Here is a 17,126-nt window from a genome sequence, read left to right as displayed (position 1 = left end):
TTAACGATGAACAAATTTAAATTGAACGCGCTTGCTGCCCTGACGGCGACCGTTGGATTGTTTGGCGGCGTGGGGAACGCAATGGCCGATCAACAACTGGTGGATCAACTGAGCCAGTTAAAACTGAATTTAAAGATGGTGGACAACCGCGCGGCCGACAGCGGCCTGGATTGTGGCAAGTTGGGTGCCGACTGGGCGGCCTGCAATAAAGTCGTGATCAGCCTGACCAACGATAATCAGGACATTAAAGGCCAAGACTGGGCGATTTATTTTCACAGTGCCCGCCAGACCATGAGAGTGGATAACGACCAGTTTAGGGTCTCTCATTTGACCGGGGATCTGTACAAACTGGAACCGACCGATAAATTTACCGGGTTCCCGGCCGGTAAAGCGGTGGAAATTCCGATTATTGCGGAATACTGGCAGCTGTTTAAAACCGACTTCGTGCCGCGCTGGTACGCGACCTCCGGCGATGCCAAGCCAAAAGTTCTGGTTAATACCGATACCGAAGATCTGAATCAGTTCGTTGCGCCCTTTAGTGGCGACCAGTGGAAGCGCACCAAGGATGACAACAATATCCTGATGACGCCGGCCTCTCGCTTCACTAAAAACGCCGAATTGAAAACCTTACCGGCAGCGTCGCTGCGTGGCCAAATCGTGCCGACGCCGCTGGAAGTGAAAGTGCACCCGCAGGATGTGGATCTGAGCAAAGGCGTGGCGCTTGAACTGAGCGCGTTGAGCAAGCCCGCTGCCGACGCGGCGGCTGAACGCTTTGCGCTGCTGGGGGTGACCGATAACGCGGGCGGCTACCCAATAAAAACCGATATCCAGCCAGGTAAATTTAAAGGTGAGCTGGCGGTGCCGGGCGCTTATGAGCTGAAGATTGGCAACAAGGAAGCGCGGGTCATCGGCTTCGATCAGGCCGGGGTGTTCTATGGCCTGCAGTCTATTTTGTCGCTTGTCCCGACAGACGGCAGCGCCAATATTGCCACGCTGGACGCTAAAGATGCGCCGCGCTTCCAGTATCGCGGCATTTTCCTCGACGTCGCGCGCAACTTCCACCAGAAGGATGCGGTGCTGCGTTTGCTCGATCAGATGGCGGCTTACAAACTCAATAAATTCCACTTCCACCTGAGCGATGACGAAGGCTGGCGCATCGAGATCCCGGGCCTGCCTGAGTTGACCGAAGTAGGGGGACAACGTTGTCACGACCTGAGCGAAACCACCTGTCTGCTGCCGCAATACGGTCAGGGGCCCGACGTGTATGGTGGGTTCTTCTCGCGCCAGGATTACATCGACATTATCAAATACGCCCAGGCGCGCCAGATTGAGGTGATCCCGGAAATCGATATGCCGGCGCATGCCCGTGCGGCGGTGGTTTCGATGGAGGCGCGCTACAAAAAACTGCATGCCGCCGGGAAAGAGAAAGAGGCCGACGAGTTCCGTCTGGTGGACCCGACCGATACCTCGAACACCACTTCGGTGCAGTACTTTAACCGACAGAGCTACCTGAATCCGTGCCTGGACTCATCCAAGCGCTTTGTCGACAAGGTGATCGGCGAGATTGCCCAGATGCACAAAGAGGCCGGGCAGCCGCTGCACACCTGGCACTTTGGCGGCGATGAGGCGAAAAACATTCGCTTGGGCGCGGGCTATACCAATCTGACCAAGCCGGAGGCGGGCAAAGGCATCATCGATCAGAGCAAGGAAGACAAACCTTGGGCGAAATCTCAGGTGTGCCAAGCGATGATTAAAGAAGGCAAAGTGGCCGATATGGAGCACCTGCCAAGCTACTTCGGGCTGGAAGTCAGCCAACAGGTGAAGGCGCACGGCATTGACAGAATGCAGGCTTGGCAGGATGGCCTGAAAGATGCGAAAGACGCCAAGGCATTCGCTACCCAACGCGTTGGGGTGAATTTCTGGGATACCTTGTATTGGGGCGGTTTCGATAGCGCGAACGATTGGGCGAACAAAGGTTACGAAGTTATCCTTTCCAACCCGGATTACGTCTACATGGACTTCCCGTATGAGGTGAACCCGGACGAACGCGGCTACTACTGGGGGACTCGCTTCAGCGACGAACGGAAAATGTTCAGCTTCGCGCCGAACAACCTGCCGCAGAACGCCGAAACCTCGGTTGACCGCGACGGCAATCACTTTACCGCCAAGAGCGACAAGCCGTGGCCGGGCGCTTACGGCATCTCCGCACAGATGTGGAGTGAAACCCAACGCACCGATCCGCAAATGGAATATATGATTTTCCCTCGCTCATTGTCGGTGGCCGAACGCGCATGGCACCGTGCCGGTTGGGAACAGGATTACCGGGCGGGGCGTGAGTATAAAGGCGGGGAAACTCATTTTGTCGACGGCAAGCAATTGGATCGGGACTGGCTGCGTTTTGCCAATATCCTGGGGCAGCGCGAGTTGGCGAAGTTGGACAAGGGTGGGGTGAGCTATCGCTTGCCGGTGCCGGGCGCCCGTGTGGTGGGCGGCAAGCTGGAAGCCAATATCTCGCTGCCGGGCTTGGGCATTGAGTATTCCATCGATGGCGGCAAACAGTGGCAGCGTTATGACGCCAAAGCCAAACCTGCGGTAGCCGGCGAAGTGCAGATTCGGGCGGTAAGCCCGGATGGCAAGCGTTATAGCCGTGCAGAGAAAGTGTAAGCCTTAACCGTGGCCCGTCTGATTGCAGGCGGGCCATTTTTTTCAACGGTAGCGTTCGGCGGTAATCAATCATGAATTCGATACGGCTGACGTTTCTGGTAGTCGCTTTTTGCTCCGGTATTGCCGGCGCACTGCAAATACCGACGCTGAGCCTGTTTCTTACTACTGAAGTGCAGGTCACGTCGTTATGGGTCGGGCTTTTTTACGCGGTTAACGCCGGCACGGGCATTGTGGTCAGTTTCTTGCTGGCAAAAAAATCTGATCGCCTGCGTGATCGGCGCAATCTGATTTTAATCTGTTATTTATTGGCTGCGGGCAACTGCCTGCTGTTTGCGTTTAACCGCAATTATTTGACGTTAATTACGGCAGGTGTGTTGTTAACCGCTATCGCCAATACGGCGATACCGCAATTATTTGCCCTGGCGCGTGAATATGGAGAGAAAACGTCGCATAACGTGGCGATGTTCAGCGCAATGATGCGCGCCCAGCTTTCGCTTGCCTGGGTCTTTGGTCCGCCATTGGCTTTTATGCTGGTGGTGAATTACGGCTTTACGGCCATGTTTATGTTTGCCGCTGGGATATTCCTGTTGGTCACGCTGCTGGCCTGGCGGATATTGCCCGGGGTGGTGCTAGCCGAAGAGGGCTGCGTCGGTATTGCTCCGCCGCTGCGGCAAAAAGGGGCCTTCGATAAAGACGTTGGCCTGTTGTTTTGCGCCTCGGTATTGATGTGGACCTGCAGCGCCATGTATTTGATCGACGTGCCGCTGTATATCACAGCCGGGCTGGGCTTGCCGCATAGCCTGACCGGTTGGATCATGGGGCTTGCCGCCGGAGTCGAGATCCCGATCATGATTCTGGCCGGGCGTTATGTGAACACAATAGGCAAACGCCCGATGATGGCGGGTGCCATGGTGGCCGGCATTGTGTTTTACGCCGGCATGTTGTGGTGTACCTCGGCCGGCGGATTACTGGTTTTACAGGTGTTTAACGCGATATTTATCGGCATTATCGCCACCGTCGGCATGTTGTATTTTCAGGATCTGATGCCGGATCGTGCAGGAATGGCCACCACGTTGTTTACCAACAGTATTTCAACCGGCGTGATCCTGGCCGGAATATTACAAGGTTTTCTGACCGAATATGGGCCGCACTTCTCCGTTTATTTGTTAGCCGTAGTACTGCTTTTAATTGCTTTGCCCGTGGGGGGGAAAGTCCGGGAAGTTTAGTAGTTTCTGAGTGAGTCGTTTATTTTTAAACACAAACAAGGATACATGATGGCTATATTAGTGACGGGTGGTGCCGGTTATATCGGTTCGCATACGGTATTGGCATTGCTGGAAAGGGGAGAGGAGGTTGTCGTGTTGGACAATTTGTCCAACAGTTCGCCGGAGTCGCTGTTTCGGGTAGAGAGGCTGACCGGTAAAAAAGTGATTTTCTATCAAGGGGATATTCAAGAACACCATTTACTGGATCACCTCTTTCGCCAGCATGATATTCAGGCGGTTATTCATCTCGCCGGGTTGAAGTCGGTTCGAGAATCTACCGAGGAGCCGCTGAAATATTATCAAAATAACATTTCCGGCTCGCTGATCGTGCTGGACAGAATGCGCCATGCCGGTGTTCGGAAATTTATTTTCAGCTCTTCCGCCACCGTTTACGGGCCGGCGGAATATACCCCGCTCACGGAGAGTTGCCGCGTCGGGCAGACGACGAATCCTTATGGCACCTCCAAGTTTATTGTGGAACAGATTTTGGCGGAGTTTGCCAGAACCGCACCGCAGATGGCGATCACCGCGCTACGTTATTTTAACCCGGCCGGGGCGCACGAGTCTGGTTTGATCGGTGAAGATCCCGCAGGCATTCCCAATAATCTTCTGGCTTATCTGGCACAGGTGGCTATTGGCAAACTTGCGGTGTTGCCGGTGTATGGCAACGACTATCCCACCAGCGATGGCACCGGGGTACGTGATTATATTCACGTTATGGATCTGGCCGAAGGGCATTTGAAAGCGCTGGATAATCTGCGACCGGGTTTTAACGTGTATAACCTGGGCACCGGCAAAGGCTATTCGGTGCTGGAGATTATCCAGGCATTTGAGCGCGCCTGCGGATTTAAAATCGCCTATCAAATTAACCCGCGCCGTGCAGGAGATATTGCCGAGTGTTGGTCTGATCCGACGCTGGCGGCGGAAAAATTAGGCTGGAAAGCCAAAAGAAGCCTGGAAAAAATGGTTCGCGACGCCTGGCATTGGCAGAGCAAGAATCCACAGGGATACGGCCATTGCACACCGCTGCTGGGAGGCTGACGATGAAGCTTGATGACGAGCATTTGGGATTGATGCAGCATGAGCTGTTTCGTGCCGACTATGAGGCCTGGATTAATAACCTGAAGTTAGCGTTCGTGAAATCTCAGCGCCAGCGTTCCCCGGCGTTGCTGGAACAGTACCGGCGTGGGGTCAGCCAGCTGCGGGCGTGGCTGGTTGAGCAAGGGCGTTTATTCGATGCCGCGCAGTGTTCCTCGTTGTTCTGCGTTCCTACTCGTCCGCTGGCCGCGCAGGAAAAATTGCTGCACCGCATTTGGCTGGGCGGGGCGATTCCCGACGATGCCAGAGAGGTTATTTCCCAATGGGGAGATGCGCAGCAGGCTGTTCGCAACACAATCGCCGACGAATGGGTCGGGATGTTGTGGGTATGGGATGCGCGGCAACTCAAAAATGAGGCGTACTTTTCCCCAGCTTCGGAAGTGAAAGGCGGTCTGCTGGGGGAGTTCGATGCCGGCAACCACCGGTTGCAGGTGCATTCGCTGAGCGAACTGGCGCAAAAAAGGCTCGGCGGCAACCTGGATTTTATCCACGCGCTCCATGATAAGCGCTATTACGCCACGCTTTCTGACTACTTTCGCTTTTTGATCCTGATTGAAATGGGCGGAATGTATATGGATATCGACACTCTTCCGCACCGTTCGGCGACGTTTTTCCTGCTGAAACCCGAAGTGCCGGATTACCTTCAGTTTCTGCCCAATGGCGAGGTCAGCCACGTCAGCGGGTTGAATTTGTTTCTGGATGAAACCGGGATGATCATTGGCCGCAGCGGCGATAGGTCGCTGTGCAAAATATTGGCGGGTCTGGATCAGATCTATGCGGCGCAAAGCGGTGACGTGCCGGATAAAAACCCTCTTTATGAAAGAAGGCTGTTCGACGCGTTTTATCTGTTGTGGTGCCGCCACATCGGCAGGACTGTCCTTAGCCACGATCGTTTCTGCAAGGATCATGGGGTTCATTATGACGCTGTTCCGCAGGCGGTGACCTGTGGTATCCGCGGCATGCGCCTGTTGGAGGATGTGCTAACCAATGAGACGTTGCCGCTCGGGGAGGAGGAACTGCGCAGCTATCGACAGTGTATAAGCCGGCTGGAGCAGGTGGATTGGCAGCTTGAGCAACCGACGGATCTGGCGCGCCATGCGGAAATATTTACCGTCGATGAAGTGCCGCGCATGGCCTACCCGGCGCAGATAAGGTCCGATATCGATCACTACCATTACTATTCGGTGCTGTCCCATGACCGCGCGCTGGATCGGGTGAACCAGCTTTTTGGCGAGTATTTGATAGCCGATAACCGGCGGCAGATCGACGAGGGCAATTACTGGCGGTTAACCGTCGGAGCGGGCGATGCGGCATTGCCGCTAGCGCAGGGCGGGCTGCATTTTCTGCCGGGGCGGCAAGCTGGCGAAGCGGACAGGATCCGCATGGCGAAGCTGCTTTTTGCCACCAGCTACCTGGAATACTGCTCTGCCGGCAACCCGGCCGGGATGGATCTGGTATCGCTGCAGCAGGCGCAAAATATCGACCCCTATCTGGACCTGATTACCCTGGCTTACGATCGGTGCGGGGCGTTTATCGGATTTTTCACTGCGGCGAGTCTCGACGAGTTGTATGGCGTTGAGGCGAGCTATCTATATCGCGATGAAATAAAGCCGCTTGATGAGGCCTACGACGATTTTGTGCACAGCCAGTGCGGTGCGGACGATTACTTTGTCTGCAGTCTGGCCATTGAGAGCCGATTCCGCGGACAGGGTCATTTTAACCCCCTGTTTGCCCTGATTAAGCAGCAGGCGCAGCAGCGCCGGGCGAAACATATTGTGCTGTGCGTATGGCAAAGCAGCGATGCCTGCCAAATCTACCTGAATAAAGGGTTCCGCGTTCGCGGCGTTTTCGACTATGCCTGGCCAATTTTCTTCGATCGGCTGCTGTTTCTTGAATATGCATTGTGACGAGTTTGCCCATCCGCGTGTCGGCGGGTGAGTTGACGGTGACGTGAGCGTCAGTGGGAAGTGAGAGAAGTACCGTGGAGAAGTGCCGCTGCAATTGTTGTCTTTCTGATGTGATTTTCCCCGGGCCTGTCCGGGGATTTTTTTGCCCTGATCTGGAGGCATAAAAAAACCGCCGTTAAGGCGGTTCTCAATGCCGGTCAGGGCATTATTTTTTGTCGTGCAAGGTGTCGTCTTCACGGCAATCACCGATTTCACAGTGACCATACAGGTAGAGGCTATGGTTGGTGAGCTTGATGCCGTGCTGCTTGGCGATATCACGCTGACGCACTTCGATAGACTCATCGCTGAATTCGATCACTTTGCCGCAATCCAGGCAAATCAGGTGATCGTGGTGATGCTGTTGGGTCAATTCGAACACGGACTTGCCGCCTTCGAAGTTGTGACGGGTCACAATCCCGGCATCATCAAACTGGTTCAGTACGCGGTAAACCGTCGCCAGGCCAATTTCTTCGCCCATGTCGATCAGTTTTTTGTACAAATCTTCCGCACTGACGTGATGGCATTCCGGATTTTGCAGTACTTCCAGGATTTTGAGTCGCGGAAGCGTGACTTTTAGGCCGGCCTTCTTCAATGCGGTGTTGTTGTCAGTCATGCGGATTCAGTCCTGTTACTATGCTAATCAAGTTGAGGCATTCTTGCCTGTGGCATCGGTCGGCACAAAGAGTTAATTGCGTGTCATTATAGAACCGGTTGCCCTAAATGGAAACCGCCGGTTGTTAACAAAGATATCATGGCACAATTGCATGTTACACACGCAACGTCTTGATGGATGGGATAAACCGATATCTCAGTCTACCTTGACGATGTGGGAAGTTACAAACATGTAGCTTCTATTGCAGAAATCCGTGCTGCCGATGAACGGCCCTGCTGGCAACACTATGCACTTTGCAGGGCTTTTGTTCAACCTTTGAGGGTTAGCCGACGATATCGGCCAGGCTCAGTTCTTCGCTGATCTGCTTCACCCAGGCTGCGACGCGTTCGTTGGTCAATTCCGGTTGACGATCTTCGTCAATCGCCAGGCCGATGAAGAAATTGTCATCCGCCAAACCTTTCGATGCTTCGAAGTGGTAACCCTTGGTCGGCCAGTGGCCTACAATCGCGGCGCCGCGTGGCTCGATGATGTCGCGGATGGTGCCCATCGCATCACAGAAATATTCCGCATAGTCTTCCTGATCGCCACAACCGAACAGCGCAACCAGCTTGCCGTTGAAATCGATTTCTTCCAGCGTTGGGAAGAAGTCATCCCAATCGCACTGGGCTTCGCCGTAGTACCAGGTAGGAATACCCAACAGCAGAATGTCGAAAGCTTCCAGATCCTCTTTGCTGCTTTTGGCGATGTCGCGGATTTCCGATACCTCTTTGCCAAACTGCTGCTGAAGAATTTTCTGGATCATCTTGGCAATGTTTTCGGTATTGCCAGTGTCGCTGCCAAAGAAAATGCCTACATTAGCCATATCGCGTATAACCTTTAAATTCAATTAATTGCATTGCACGATGTTAGCGTTGAACGCGATAACACCGATTAAAATGATGACATGGCAAGAAGCTGCCTCTTACCGGTAAGTGCGTATCATGCCAGAGATTTACCCCGGGGTTTTATCGCGTTTATGCGATGCCGGGAGGAATAAAACGGTGTTGATCGGTGTCATCCATAACACCGCGCCGCATGTGCGGCTGCAAAGATCAATGTTCCGGCTGTTCATCCGCCAGTTGTGCCAGCAGCATTTGCTCAATAAGCTCGCTGCGGCTGATATTGCGCTGTTCCGCCAGTTTGTTCAGGGCGTCCACCGCATCCGCGTTGATTTTCAGTTCCACACGCCGTAAGCCACGGACTTTATCGCGTCGAAGCTGATTACGCTTATTGATTCTAAGCTGTTCATCTCGGGATAGCGGGTTGGTTTTCGGGCGCCCCGGACGGCGTTCATCTGCGAACAGATCCAGCGTCGTGCGATCCGTTTGTTCTTTTGCCATAGGTAGCGGTACTGCAAGGGAGTTTGCATCAAAAAGCGTATACGCTTCCGGACGGTTCGGTTAACACACTTCGGGCCAATAAACCCTAACCCAAATTTACCCCCAGCCTGGCGTTACTGAACACGCTGAGCAGGGCGGCAAAATTATAGCGCGCCATATTACCCCAGCAGATAGAGCAACGACAATGTTTAACTGAGCCGAAAACGCGCTAAGCCGTTATCTTTAGCGCGTTTTTTCGCCAGAGGGCAGTTTTTATTCAGGCTTCGTCGAGAAAACGGTGGATGGCGCGCAGTACCGCCTCCGGTTTTTCCGCGTGAACCCAGTGGCCTGTGCCGGCAACCACGTGCGCTCGCGCCTGCGGGAACTGACGCGCGATATCTTCACGGTAGCTGTCCTGCACATAGGGCGACAGGCCGCCGCGGATAAACAGCGTCGGGTGCGGCCATGCGGGGACGTCCTGCCAGCCGGTGACGTTTTCGTATTGGTCTATCAGTACCGGCAGGTTAAAGCGCCACTCGCCCTGATGAAAGGATTTCAACAGGAACTGGATCACGCCTTCTTCTTGCAGGTAGCTGCGCATCAACTCCGCGGCCTGCTGGCGTTGGGTGATGCCGGTCGCACTCACCGCTTTTAAGGCGGCGAAAATCTCGTCGTGGCGACGAGTGCGGTAATCCACTGGCGCCACGTCGATAACAATGAGCTTTTCAACCCGTTCTGGGGCGATCGCCGTCAGCGCCATTGCCGCTTTGCCGCCCATAGAGTGGCCGATCACAATCGCCTTCTCCAACTGCAACTCATCGAGCAGCGCCAGCAGGTCCTGCGCCATTTCCGGATAGGTCATTACCGCAGAACGCGGCGAAAGGCCGTGGTTACGCAGATCGACTTTAATCACGCTGTGCTGTTGATTCAGATCGCGCGCCAGCACGCCCAGGTTGTCCAGATTGCCGAACAGCCCGTGGATCAGCACGACCGGCAGGGCGGCGGAGTCGGTGGCCAGTAGTTGATAATGTAATTTCATGGCGAAGTTCATACTGAGAGAGATTCAGATTAGGGTATCATGATTAAAACACACGACGAATATACCCGTCGCCTTTCAGGCAGCAGCGTGGTTAGCGGAAACTTGAAATCCATAGGGGATAACACGGATTTTTCTCGTTTCGGGCTTGGCAGCGCCGGCTATAGGTATTAGTCTGCTTTTTCCGCCCGCAGGCACATAGTTGTGTTCGCCCTTGCGCTTTTAACCTTATAATCCCATGGCTTGAATGCAGGATCTGGCTTCAGGTTCTAAGTAGAAAAAAACAGTACTGGATAAAGATGAAAACTATTGAAGTCGACGAAGAGCTTTACCGTTATATTGCCAGCCACACGCAACATATTGGTGAGAGCGCGTCCGATATTTTGCGCCGTATGTTGAAGTTTACCGCAGGCCAGCCATTGCGCGCCGTGCCTGCCGCCAGTGCTCAGAGCGCCGAGCAGGAAAAAGTCGTCGCCGCGCAGCGTCCTCGCGATCGTGTGCGCGCGGTACGCGAGCTGCTGCTGTCGGACGAATATGCCGAGCAGAGCAGAGCTGTGAATCGTTTCATGCTGGTTCTTTCGACCCTGTATACCCTCGATGCGGCGGGCTTTGCCGCAGCTACCGATGCATTGCATGGTCGTACCCGCACCTATTTTGCCGGCGATCAACAAACCCTGCTGGCGAACGGAACGCATACCAAGCCAAAGCACGTTCCGGGGACGCCTTACTGGGTGATCACCAATACCAACACCGGTCGTAAACGCAGCATGGTTGAACACATCATGCAGGCTATGCAGTTCCCTGCGGAACTGACAGATAAAGTTTGCGGCACTATCTAATTTAGCGAACAGCCCGTCATGGTGGCCGTGAGCGACATATTGCCCGGTTGCCGGACAGGGAATAGGGAGATATGTCGATGGCGAATAACCCACGTGCCGGGCAGCCGGCTCAGCAAAGCGATTTGATCAACGTGGCCCAGCTGACGTCGCAGTACTATGTACTGCAGCCGGAAGCGGGCAACGCCGCACACGCGGTGAAGTTCGGTACTTCAGGGCATCGCGGCAGCGCCCTGCGCCACAGCTTCAATGAAGCCCATATCCTCGCTATCGCTCAGGCGATTGCCGAAGTGCGTCGCCAGCAAGGGGTTACCGGCCCTTGCTACGTCGGTAAAGACACCCACGCGCTGTCGGAACCGGCTTTCATTTCTGTGCTGGAAGTCCTGACCGCCAATGGCGTAGACGTGATCGTGCAGGAAAATAACGGCTTTACGCCAACCCCTGCGATATCTCATGCCATTTTGTGCCACAACCGCAACGGCGGGGCGCTGGCCGACGGCATCGTCATTACCCCTTCGCACAACCCACCTGAAGACGGCGGCATCAAGTATAACCCGACCAACGGCGGCCCGGCCGACACCAACCTGACCTCGGTGATTGAAAAGCGCGCCAACGAGCTGCTGGCGCAACAGCTGAAAGGCGTTCAGCGCCAGTCGCTGGACAAAGCCTGGAACAGCGGTCATCTGCACGCGCAGGATTTGGTACAACCTTATGTGGAAGGGCTGGTGGACGTGGTTGACATGCCCGCCATTCAGCGTGCCGGCCTTAAGCTGGGGGTTGATCCGCTGGGCGGCTCCGGCATTGCCTACTGGCAGCGCATTGCCGAGCACTACAAGCTGGATCTGACGTTGGTCAACGACTCTATCGATCAGACCTTCCGCTTTATGCACCTGGACCACGACGGCATTATCCGCATGGACTGCTCGTCGGAATCTGCGATGGCCGGCCTGCTGGCGTTGCGCGACAAGTTCGATCTGGCGTTCGCCAATGACCCGGACTACGATCGCCACGGCATCGTCACGCCTAAAGGCCTGATGAACCCGAACCACTATCTGGCCGTTGCCATCAACTACCTGTTCCAGCATCGCCCGCAGTGGGGCGCGGATGTGGCCGTGGGTAAAACGCTGGTTTCCAGCGCGATGATTGACCGTGTAGTGGCCGATCTGGGCCGCAAACTGGTGGAAGTGCCGGTCGGTTTCAAATGGTTTGTTGACGGTCTGTTCGACGGCAGCTTCGGTTTTGGCGGCGAAGAGAGCGCCGGGGCTTCGTTCCTGCGTTTCAATGGCACCCCGTGGTCGACCGACAAAGACGGCATCATCATGTGCCTGCTGGCGGCGGAAATCACCGCAGTGACTGGCGAAAACCCACAGAATCATTACGAAGATCTGGCCAAGCGTTTCGGCGCACCGAGCTATAACCGTATTCAGGCACCGGCTACCCATGCGCAGAAAGCCGCATTGGCCAAGCTGTCGCCGGAAATGGTCAAGGCCAACACGTTAGCGGGTGACCCGATCACCGCTCGTCTGACGGCGGCTCCAGGCAACGGCGCCTCCATCGGCGGCCTGAAAGTGATGACCGACAACGGCTGGTTTGCCGCGCGTCCTTCAGGTACCGAAGAAGCCTACAAAATCTATTGCGAAAGCTTCCTGGGTGCCGAGCACCGCGAAAAGATCGAGCATGAAGCGGTAGAGATCGTCAGCGAAGTGCTGGCCTCCGCCAAATAATCTCTTCTTTTTCCTGATGAAAAGCGCTGTTTTTACAGCGCTTTTTTTATGCCTGCAATTTAGATATATCTATTTACAAAGAGCCGTTGCACATTTCGATATATCGATCTAGATTAGATATATCGAAGTGAGTTAGATATATCTAAATCACCTCGTCAACTGACTATTCATTGAGAGGTAAAACCCTATGTTCCATCGATTAGGTTTACACCGCCGGCACGGTTGCCACCATGACGGCGAAGAAGGGCACGAACATCGTCGTCGCGGCGGGCGCCATCACTTTGGCGGCGAGCACGGCGAAGAACACGGACGTGGTGGGCGTGGCGGCCGTGGTGGGCGTCACCGCATGTTTGAACATGGCGATTTGCGGTTGGTGTTGCTGGCGCTGGTGGCGCGCAAACCGAGCCACGGCTATGAGCTGATCAAGGCGATCGACGAGGCTTCCTCCGGTTTGTACGTGCCAAGTCCAGGCGTTATTTATCCGACCCTGACGCTGTTGGAAGAGCAGGACTTCCTCGAGCCGATAACCACCGGTAACGGCCGCAAAAGCTACCAAATCACCGCGTTGGGCCAGAGCGAACTGCAAAAGCACCAGGCTGCCGTCGATCTGATCCTTGCCCGTTTGGCCGGGGCCGGCCGCAGTCATCATCATCACGGTAACCTGGCGGAAGGTATCTCAGAAGCCATGAACCGTCTGCGCAGTTTGCTGCGCGGCAACGTAATGCGCGCCGATCTCTCGCCGCAGCAGGTTGAACGTATCAATCAGGCGTTGCTCACTGCAGTAACGGCGATCGAAAGCGAAATGAACATTAACACGACAACGCAGGAGAACGACTGATGCCAGGCCACCGTTTCCGTATCACCGTTGAAGCCCTGAACGATCGCAAAGGCGATCCGGTCGATAAAGCGCCGTTGAGTTTTGAAGTGGAAAATCACGACGATATTCTCGGCATCGTCGAGCGAATCAAATTGCGTGAAGATCTGAATTTTGGCGAAGATAAAAGTGCGGCCTTCGCCGTCGGCCTGAAGCTGTTTTCGGAGGTGATGATCGAGAACCGCAAGTATCCGGTGTTCGCACCGCTGCGCGAGGCGTTCAAGGAGTTCATGGTGGGGTTGAAGAAGGGCCCACAACAGTAGGGGAGCCGCATGCGGCCCCCGTCAACCTCAAGGCATAAACCGGTACCCGACGCCGGTTTCGGTCAGCAGATGTTTCGGCCGGGCCGGGTCGGCTTCCAGCTTTTGCCGCAGGTGCCCCATATAAATGCGCAGATAGTGGCTGTGTTCGACGTAGTTCGGCCCCCAGACGTGGCTCAGCAACTGACGTTGGGTGATCACTTTGCCGGAGTTGGCCAGCAATTCGGCCAGCAGGCGAAACTCTATTGGCGTCAGGTGCAGATCTTCGCCATTGCGCAGCACCCGGCGGTTGATCAGATCGACGGTGATTTCGGAAAAACTGACCAGCGGGCTTTCTTGTTGGCTGCCGGAGTGGCGGCGCAAGGCAACCCGCACCCGCGCCAGCAATTCGCCGATGCCGAAGGGCTTGCTGAGATAGTCGTCCGCCCCGGCGTCCAGTGCGGCGATTTTGTCCTCTTCGGCATTGCGCGCCGAGAGAACGATCACCGGAATGGCGCTCCACTGCCGCAGATCGCGGATATAGCTCAACCCGTCGCCGTCCGGCAACCCTAAATCGAGAATAATCAGATCCGGTTTACGCGTGCCGGCTTCAATCAGCCCACGCTGTAGCGTCTCGCTTTCAAACACCCGCAGACCTTCGCTTTCCAATGCGATGCGCACGAAACGCCGGATCTCTTTTTCATCTTCGACAATCAGAATGTTGGTTGGCGTGCTGCTCACAGTGCTCCCAGGGGGTGATTACAGATCAAAGGATTCGCCATCAATTTCGGGCGGTTTCTCCAGCGGAAGAACAAAACGGAAACTGGCGCCGCCGTTGGCGCCGTTTTCCGCCCAGATGCGGCCGCCGTGCACTTCAATAATGGCACGGCAAATCGCTAACCCCAACCCCACGCCGGGGATTGCCGACTCTTTATTGCCGCGGGCGAATTTATCGAAAATCAGCTGTTTTTTCCCTTCGGGAATGCCGGGGCCATTGTCCCAGACTTCGACTTCCAGCCACTCCGGCAGAGCATGGGCGCGAATGCCGATAATAGCATCGATGCCGGCGTATTTATTGGCGTTTTCCAACAGGTTAGTGAAGACGCGTTCCAGCAGGCTGCCGTCGCAATTGACCAGCACCAGCTCAGGCGGCAGCTCGACCTTGATCTGGTGTTGGGTCAGCAGCGGCTCCAGCATATGCAGCGATGCGCCGACGATCTCTTCCAGCGATTGCCACTCTTTTCGCAGGTTAAAGCCGCCGGACTGAATGCGCGCCATATCCAGCAGGTTATTCACCAGCCGGGTGGTGCTCAGCACCTGCTGGCGGATCTGGCTGGCCTGCGGCGCATGACTGGAGCCTTCGGCCGCCAGATCGAGCGTCAAAATCTCCGCCTGACCGAACAGCACCGTCAGCGGGGTGCGTAAATCGTGGGACAGCGCCGCCAGCAGGGAGTTGCGCAATTGTTCGCGCTCGGCGTCCAGCTTGGCCTCTTCGGCGCTGCGCGCCAGGTGCAGCCGCTCCAGCGCGCTGGCGATCAGCACCGCAAAGGTCTGCAGCAGCCGCTGCTGCTCCGGCACCATTAACTGGCGCAGGTTGCCGGGTTCGATAGCCAACAGGCCGAAGGTCTGCTTCGAGGCGGTTAACGGCAGCAGTTGATAAGGCACACCGGGCAGGGTGTCGGTGCCTGCGCCGGCCGGCATCCCCTTGTCAAAGCTCCAGCGGGCAATGGCTTCATCCACCGACAACAAGCCTCCGGCCTCGCCGACCATCTGTTGCAGCTTGCCGTCCTCTTGTGGCAGCAGCAGCACGGTTTTGGCCTGGAAACTGCTGGAGAGGAAATGGCGGCTGGTTTTGGCGATATCTTCGGGGGTCAGCGCCTGGCTCAGACCGCGTGAAATCTCATACAGGTGGCGGGCCCGCTGTTCGCGGTAGCGGGCGACGCGAGCCTGGTAACGCACCCCGGCGGTCAGGTTACCTATGGTAATGCCGACGATCAACATAACGCCGAAGGTCAGCAGATACTGCATATCGCTGACGGCAAACGACCATTGAGGTTGAACGAAAAACAGATCGAAACTGGCGACGTTGATCACTGCGGCCAGCACAGACGGCCAGCGGCCGAAGAACAACGCGACGATCGCCACGCCGAGCAGATACACCATCACCAGGTTAGCCTGGTCAAAGCCCGGCAGCAGCCACTGGGAGAGCAGGGTAATCAGGGCGCACAAAGCTACGGCGACGGCACAGCCGCGCAATTGCATACGCCACTTTTCGGTGAAGTTACGGTTGTCGTGCTCTTTGCCGGGCGGCGGGAAGCTGTCGTTTTCCAGTGCGACAATCACCAAATCGAGATCCGGCCCCAGGCGGCCAAGACGATCGGCGAAGCTGCCGCGCAGTTTCCAGCGCTGTTCGCCACGCCGGCCGATAATGATTTTGCCCAAGTTATGCTCGCGGGCGTAGCGCAGCACCGCACGTTCTTCGGAAGGATCGGACAGGGTGGCGGTTTCTGCACCCAGCTCCTGCGCCAGTCGCAATGCCCGCAGGATCGCCCTGCGTCGGTTTTCCGGCAGCCGGTGCAGCTTCGGCGTTTCCACATACACCGCATGCCAGTGGCAGCCCAGACGCGCCGCCAGCCGGGCGGCGATGCGCACCAGCTTTTCGTTGCCGCTGTTGTGGCCGACGCACAGCAAAATGCTGTCGCGGGTGTGCCACACTTTTTCTCGGCCCTGGGTATCGCGAAAGGCGCGCATTTGGTCATCGACCCGATCGGCGGTGCGGCGTAGCGCCAGCTCGCGCAGGGCGATCAGGTTGCCCTTGCGGAAGAAGTGCTCGATGGCGCGTTCGGCCTGGCCGGGGATATACACCTTGCCTTCATTGAGCCGCTGGCGCAGATCGTCCGGCGGCAGATCGACCAGCACCACTTCGGTCGCTTCGTCGAATACGTGATCGGGCACGGTCTCGCGTACCCGCACCCCGGTTACGCCGCCGACCACGTCGTTCAGGCTCTCCAGATGCTGCACGTTCACGGTGGTGAGCACGTCGATACCGGCGTCCAGCAACTCTTCTACATCCTGCCAGCGTTTCGGGTGACGCGAACCCTGGGCGTTGCTGTGCGCCAGTTCGTCCATCAGCACCAGCGCAGGATGGCGCGCCAGCGCGGCATCGAGATCAAACTCCTGCACCAGCCTGCCGCGATACTGGATACGCTTTTTCGCCAGCACGTCCAGCCCGGTCAACAGCGCGGCGGTTTCGCTGCGCCCGTGGGTTTCGACTACGCCAACCAGCACGTCCAGCCCCTGGCCGCGCAGGCGCTGCGCTTCTTGCAGCATGGCGTAAGTTTTACCCACCCCGGCGCAGGCACCGAAGAACACCTTCAGCCGGCCGCGCGGTTTTTCATTGGCTACCGCGAGCAGGCTGTCAGGATCGGGGCGCTGCTGTTCTTCTTCGACCATTACAATTCCTTGCGTAACAA

Annotated in this window: 14 protein-coding genes; 8 read left to right on the top strand and 6 right to left on the bottom strand. The window is 56.2% G+C overall.

Annotation, left to right across the window (positions count from 1 at the left end):
- Window positions 1-6 precede the first annotated feature (6 nt).
- From ACUTSW_RS09800 to ACUTSW_RS09785, 4 genes are all read left to right on the top strand, one after another.
- Window positions 7-2,664 carry a beta-N-acetylhexosaminidase gene (locus ACUTSW_RS09800; protein WP_445584285.1) on the top strand — a complete coding sequence of 886 codons (2,658 nt, stop codon included), beginning with the start codon at window positions 7-9 and terminating at the stop codon, window positions 2,662-2,664.
- A 71-nt stretch (window positions 2,665-2,735) separates the two neighbouring features.
- Window positions 2,736-3,890 carry a sugar efflux transporter gene (locus ACUTSW_RS09795; RefSeq protein WP_445584284.1) on the top strand — a complete coding sequence of 385 codons (1,155 nt, stop codon included), beginning with the start codon at window positions 2,736-2,738 and terminating at the stop codon, window positions 3,888-3,890.
- 48 nt (window positions 3,891-3,938) lie between these two features.
- Entirely contained in the window at window positions 3,939-4,970 is a 1,032-nt protein-coding gene (gene galE, locus ACUTSW_RS09790; RefSeq protein WP_445584465.1) for a UDP-glucose 4-epimerase GalE, read from the top strand.
- A gap of 2 nt (window positions 4,971-4,972) precedes the next feature.
- Window positions 4,973-6,934, top strand: a complete 1,962-nt coding sequence (locus ACUTSW_RS09785; RefSeq protein WP_445584283.1) for a glycosyltransferase — start codon at window positions 4,973-4,975, stop codon at window positions 6,932-6,934.
- 205 nt (window positions 6,935-7,139) lie between these two features.
- Here ACUTSW_RS09785 and fur read toward each other — a convergent pair whose 3' ends face one another.
- From fur to ybfF, 4 genes are all read right to left on the bottom strand, one after another.
- Window positions 7,140-7,586, bottom strand: a complete 447-nt coding sequence (gene fur / locus ACUTSW_RS09780; protein ID WP_004949689.1) for a ferric iron uptake transcriptional regulator — start codon at window positions 7,584-7,586, stop codon at window positions 7,140-7,142.
- A 322-nt stretch (window positions 7,587-7,908) separates the two neighbouring features.
- Window positions 7,909-8,448: a flavodoxin FldA gene (fldA, locus tag ACUTSW_RS09775; protein ID WP_004949690.1), complete on the bottom strand. Its 540-nt coding sequence runs from the start codon at window positions 8,446-8,448 to the stop codon at window positions 7,909-7,911.
- A gap of 229 nt (window positions 8,449-8,677) precedes the next feature.
- Complete coding sequence (gene ybfE, locus ACUTSW_RS09770) at window positions 8,678-8,965, bottom strand: LexA regulated protein (protein ID WP_004949692.1); 288 nt, start codon at window positions 8,963-8,965, stop codon at window positions 8,678-8,680.
- A 256-nt stretch (window positions 8,966-9,221) separates the two neighbouring features.
- Window positions 9,222-9,995 (bottom strand): esterase, encoded by a 774-nt coding sequence (gene ybfF, locus ACUTSW_RS09765; RefSeq protein WP_445584282.1) that lies wholly within the window; start codon window positions 9,993-9,995, stop codon window positions 9,222-9,224.
- Between the two features lie 284 nt (window positions 9,996-10,279).
- On the opposite strand from ybfF, the gene seqA reads away from it, so the two are divergent.
- The 4 genes from seqA (at window position 10,280) to ACUTSW_RS09745 (ending at window position 13,677) form a co-directional block, all read left to right on the top strand.
- The gene (gene seqA / locus ACUTSW_RS09760; RefSeq protein WP_013811904.1) at window positions 10,280-10,819 is read left to right on the top strand and encodes a replication initiation negative regulator SeqA; all 540 of its coding nucleotides are present in this window, start codon (window positions 10,280-10,282) and stop codon (window positions 10,817-10,819) included.
- A gap of 77 nt (window positions 10,820-10,896) precedes the next feature.
- Window positions 10,897-12,540 (top strand): phosphoglucomutase (alpha-D-glucose-1,6-bisphosphate-dependent), encoded by a 1,644-nt coding sequence (pgm, locus tag ACUTSW_RS09755; protein ID WP_311993576.1) that lies wholly within the window; start codon window positions 10,897-10,899, stop codon window positions 12,538-12,540.
- A gap of 187 nt (window positions 12,541-12,727) precedes the next feature.
- Window positions 12,728-13,378: a PadR family transcriptional regulator gene (locus tag ACUTSW_RS09750; protein ID WP_004949702.1), complete on the top strand. Its 651-nt coding sequence runs from the start codon at window positions 12,728-12,730 to the stop codon at window positions 13,376-13,378.
- Window positions 13,378-13,677: a DUF3861 domain-containing protein gene (locus ACUTSW_RS09745; RefSeq protein WP_445584281.1), complete on the top strand. Its 300-nt coding sequence runs from the start codon at window positions 13,378-13,380 to the stop codon at window positions 13,675-13,677. Before ACUTSW_RS09750 ends, ACUTSW_RS09745 begins: the two co-directional genes overlap by 1 nt.
- 27 nt (window positions 13,678-13,704) lie before the next feature.
- On the opposite strand, the gene kdpE is transcribed toward ACUTSW_RS09745, so the two are convergent.
- Both kdpE and kdpD read right to left on the bottom strand, forming a co-directional pair.
- Window positions 13,705-14,394 carry a two-component system response regulator KdpE gene (gene kdpE / locus ACUTSW_RS09740; RefSeq protein WP_004949708.1) on the bottom strand — a complete coding sequence of 230 codons (690 nt, stop codon included), beginning with the start codon at window positions 14,392-14,394 and terminating at the stop codon, window positions 13,705-13,707.
- An 18-nt stretch (window positions 14,395-14,412) separates the two neighbouring features.
- Entirely contained in the window at window positions 14,413-17,106 is a 2,694-nt protein-coding gene (gene kdpD / locus ACUTSW_RS09735) for a two-component system sensor histidine kinase KdpD (RefSeq protein WP_445584280.1), read from the bottom strand.
- Window positions 17,107-17,126 lie beyond the last annotated feature (20 nt).

The sequence above is a fragment of the Serratia sp. TSA_198.1 genome (assembly GCF_052686505.1).
The sequence above is the reverse complement of the archived record's forward strand: the minus strand, read 5'-3'. Positions and strand labels throughout refer to the sequence as shown.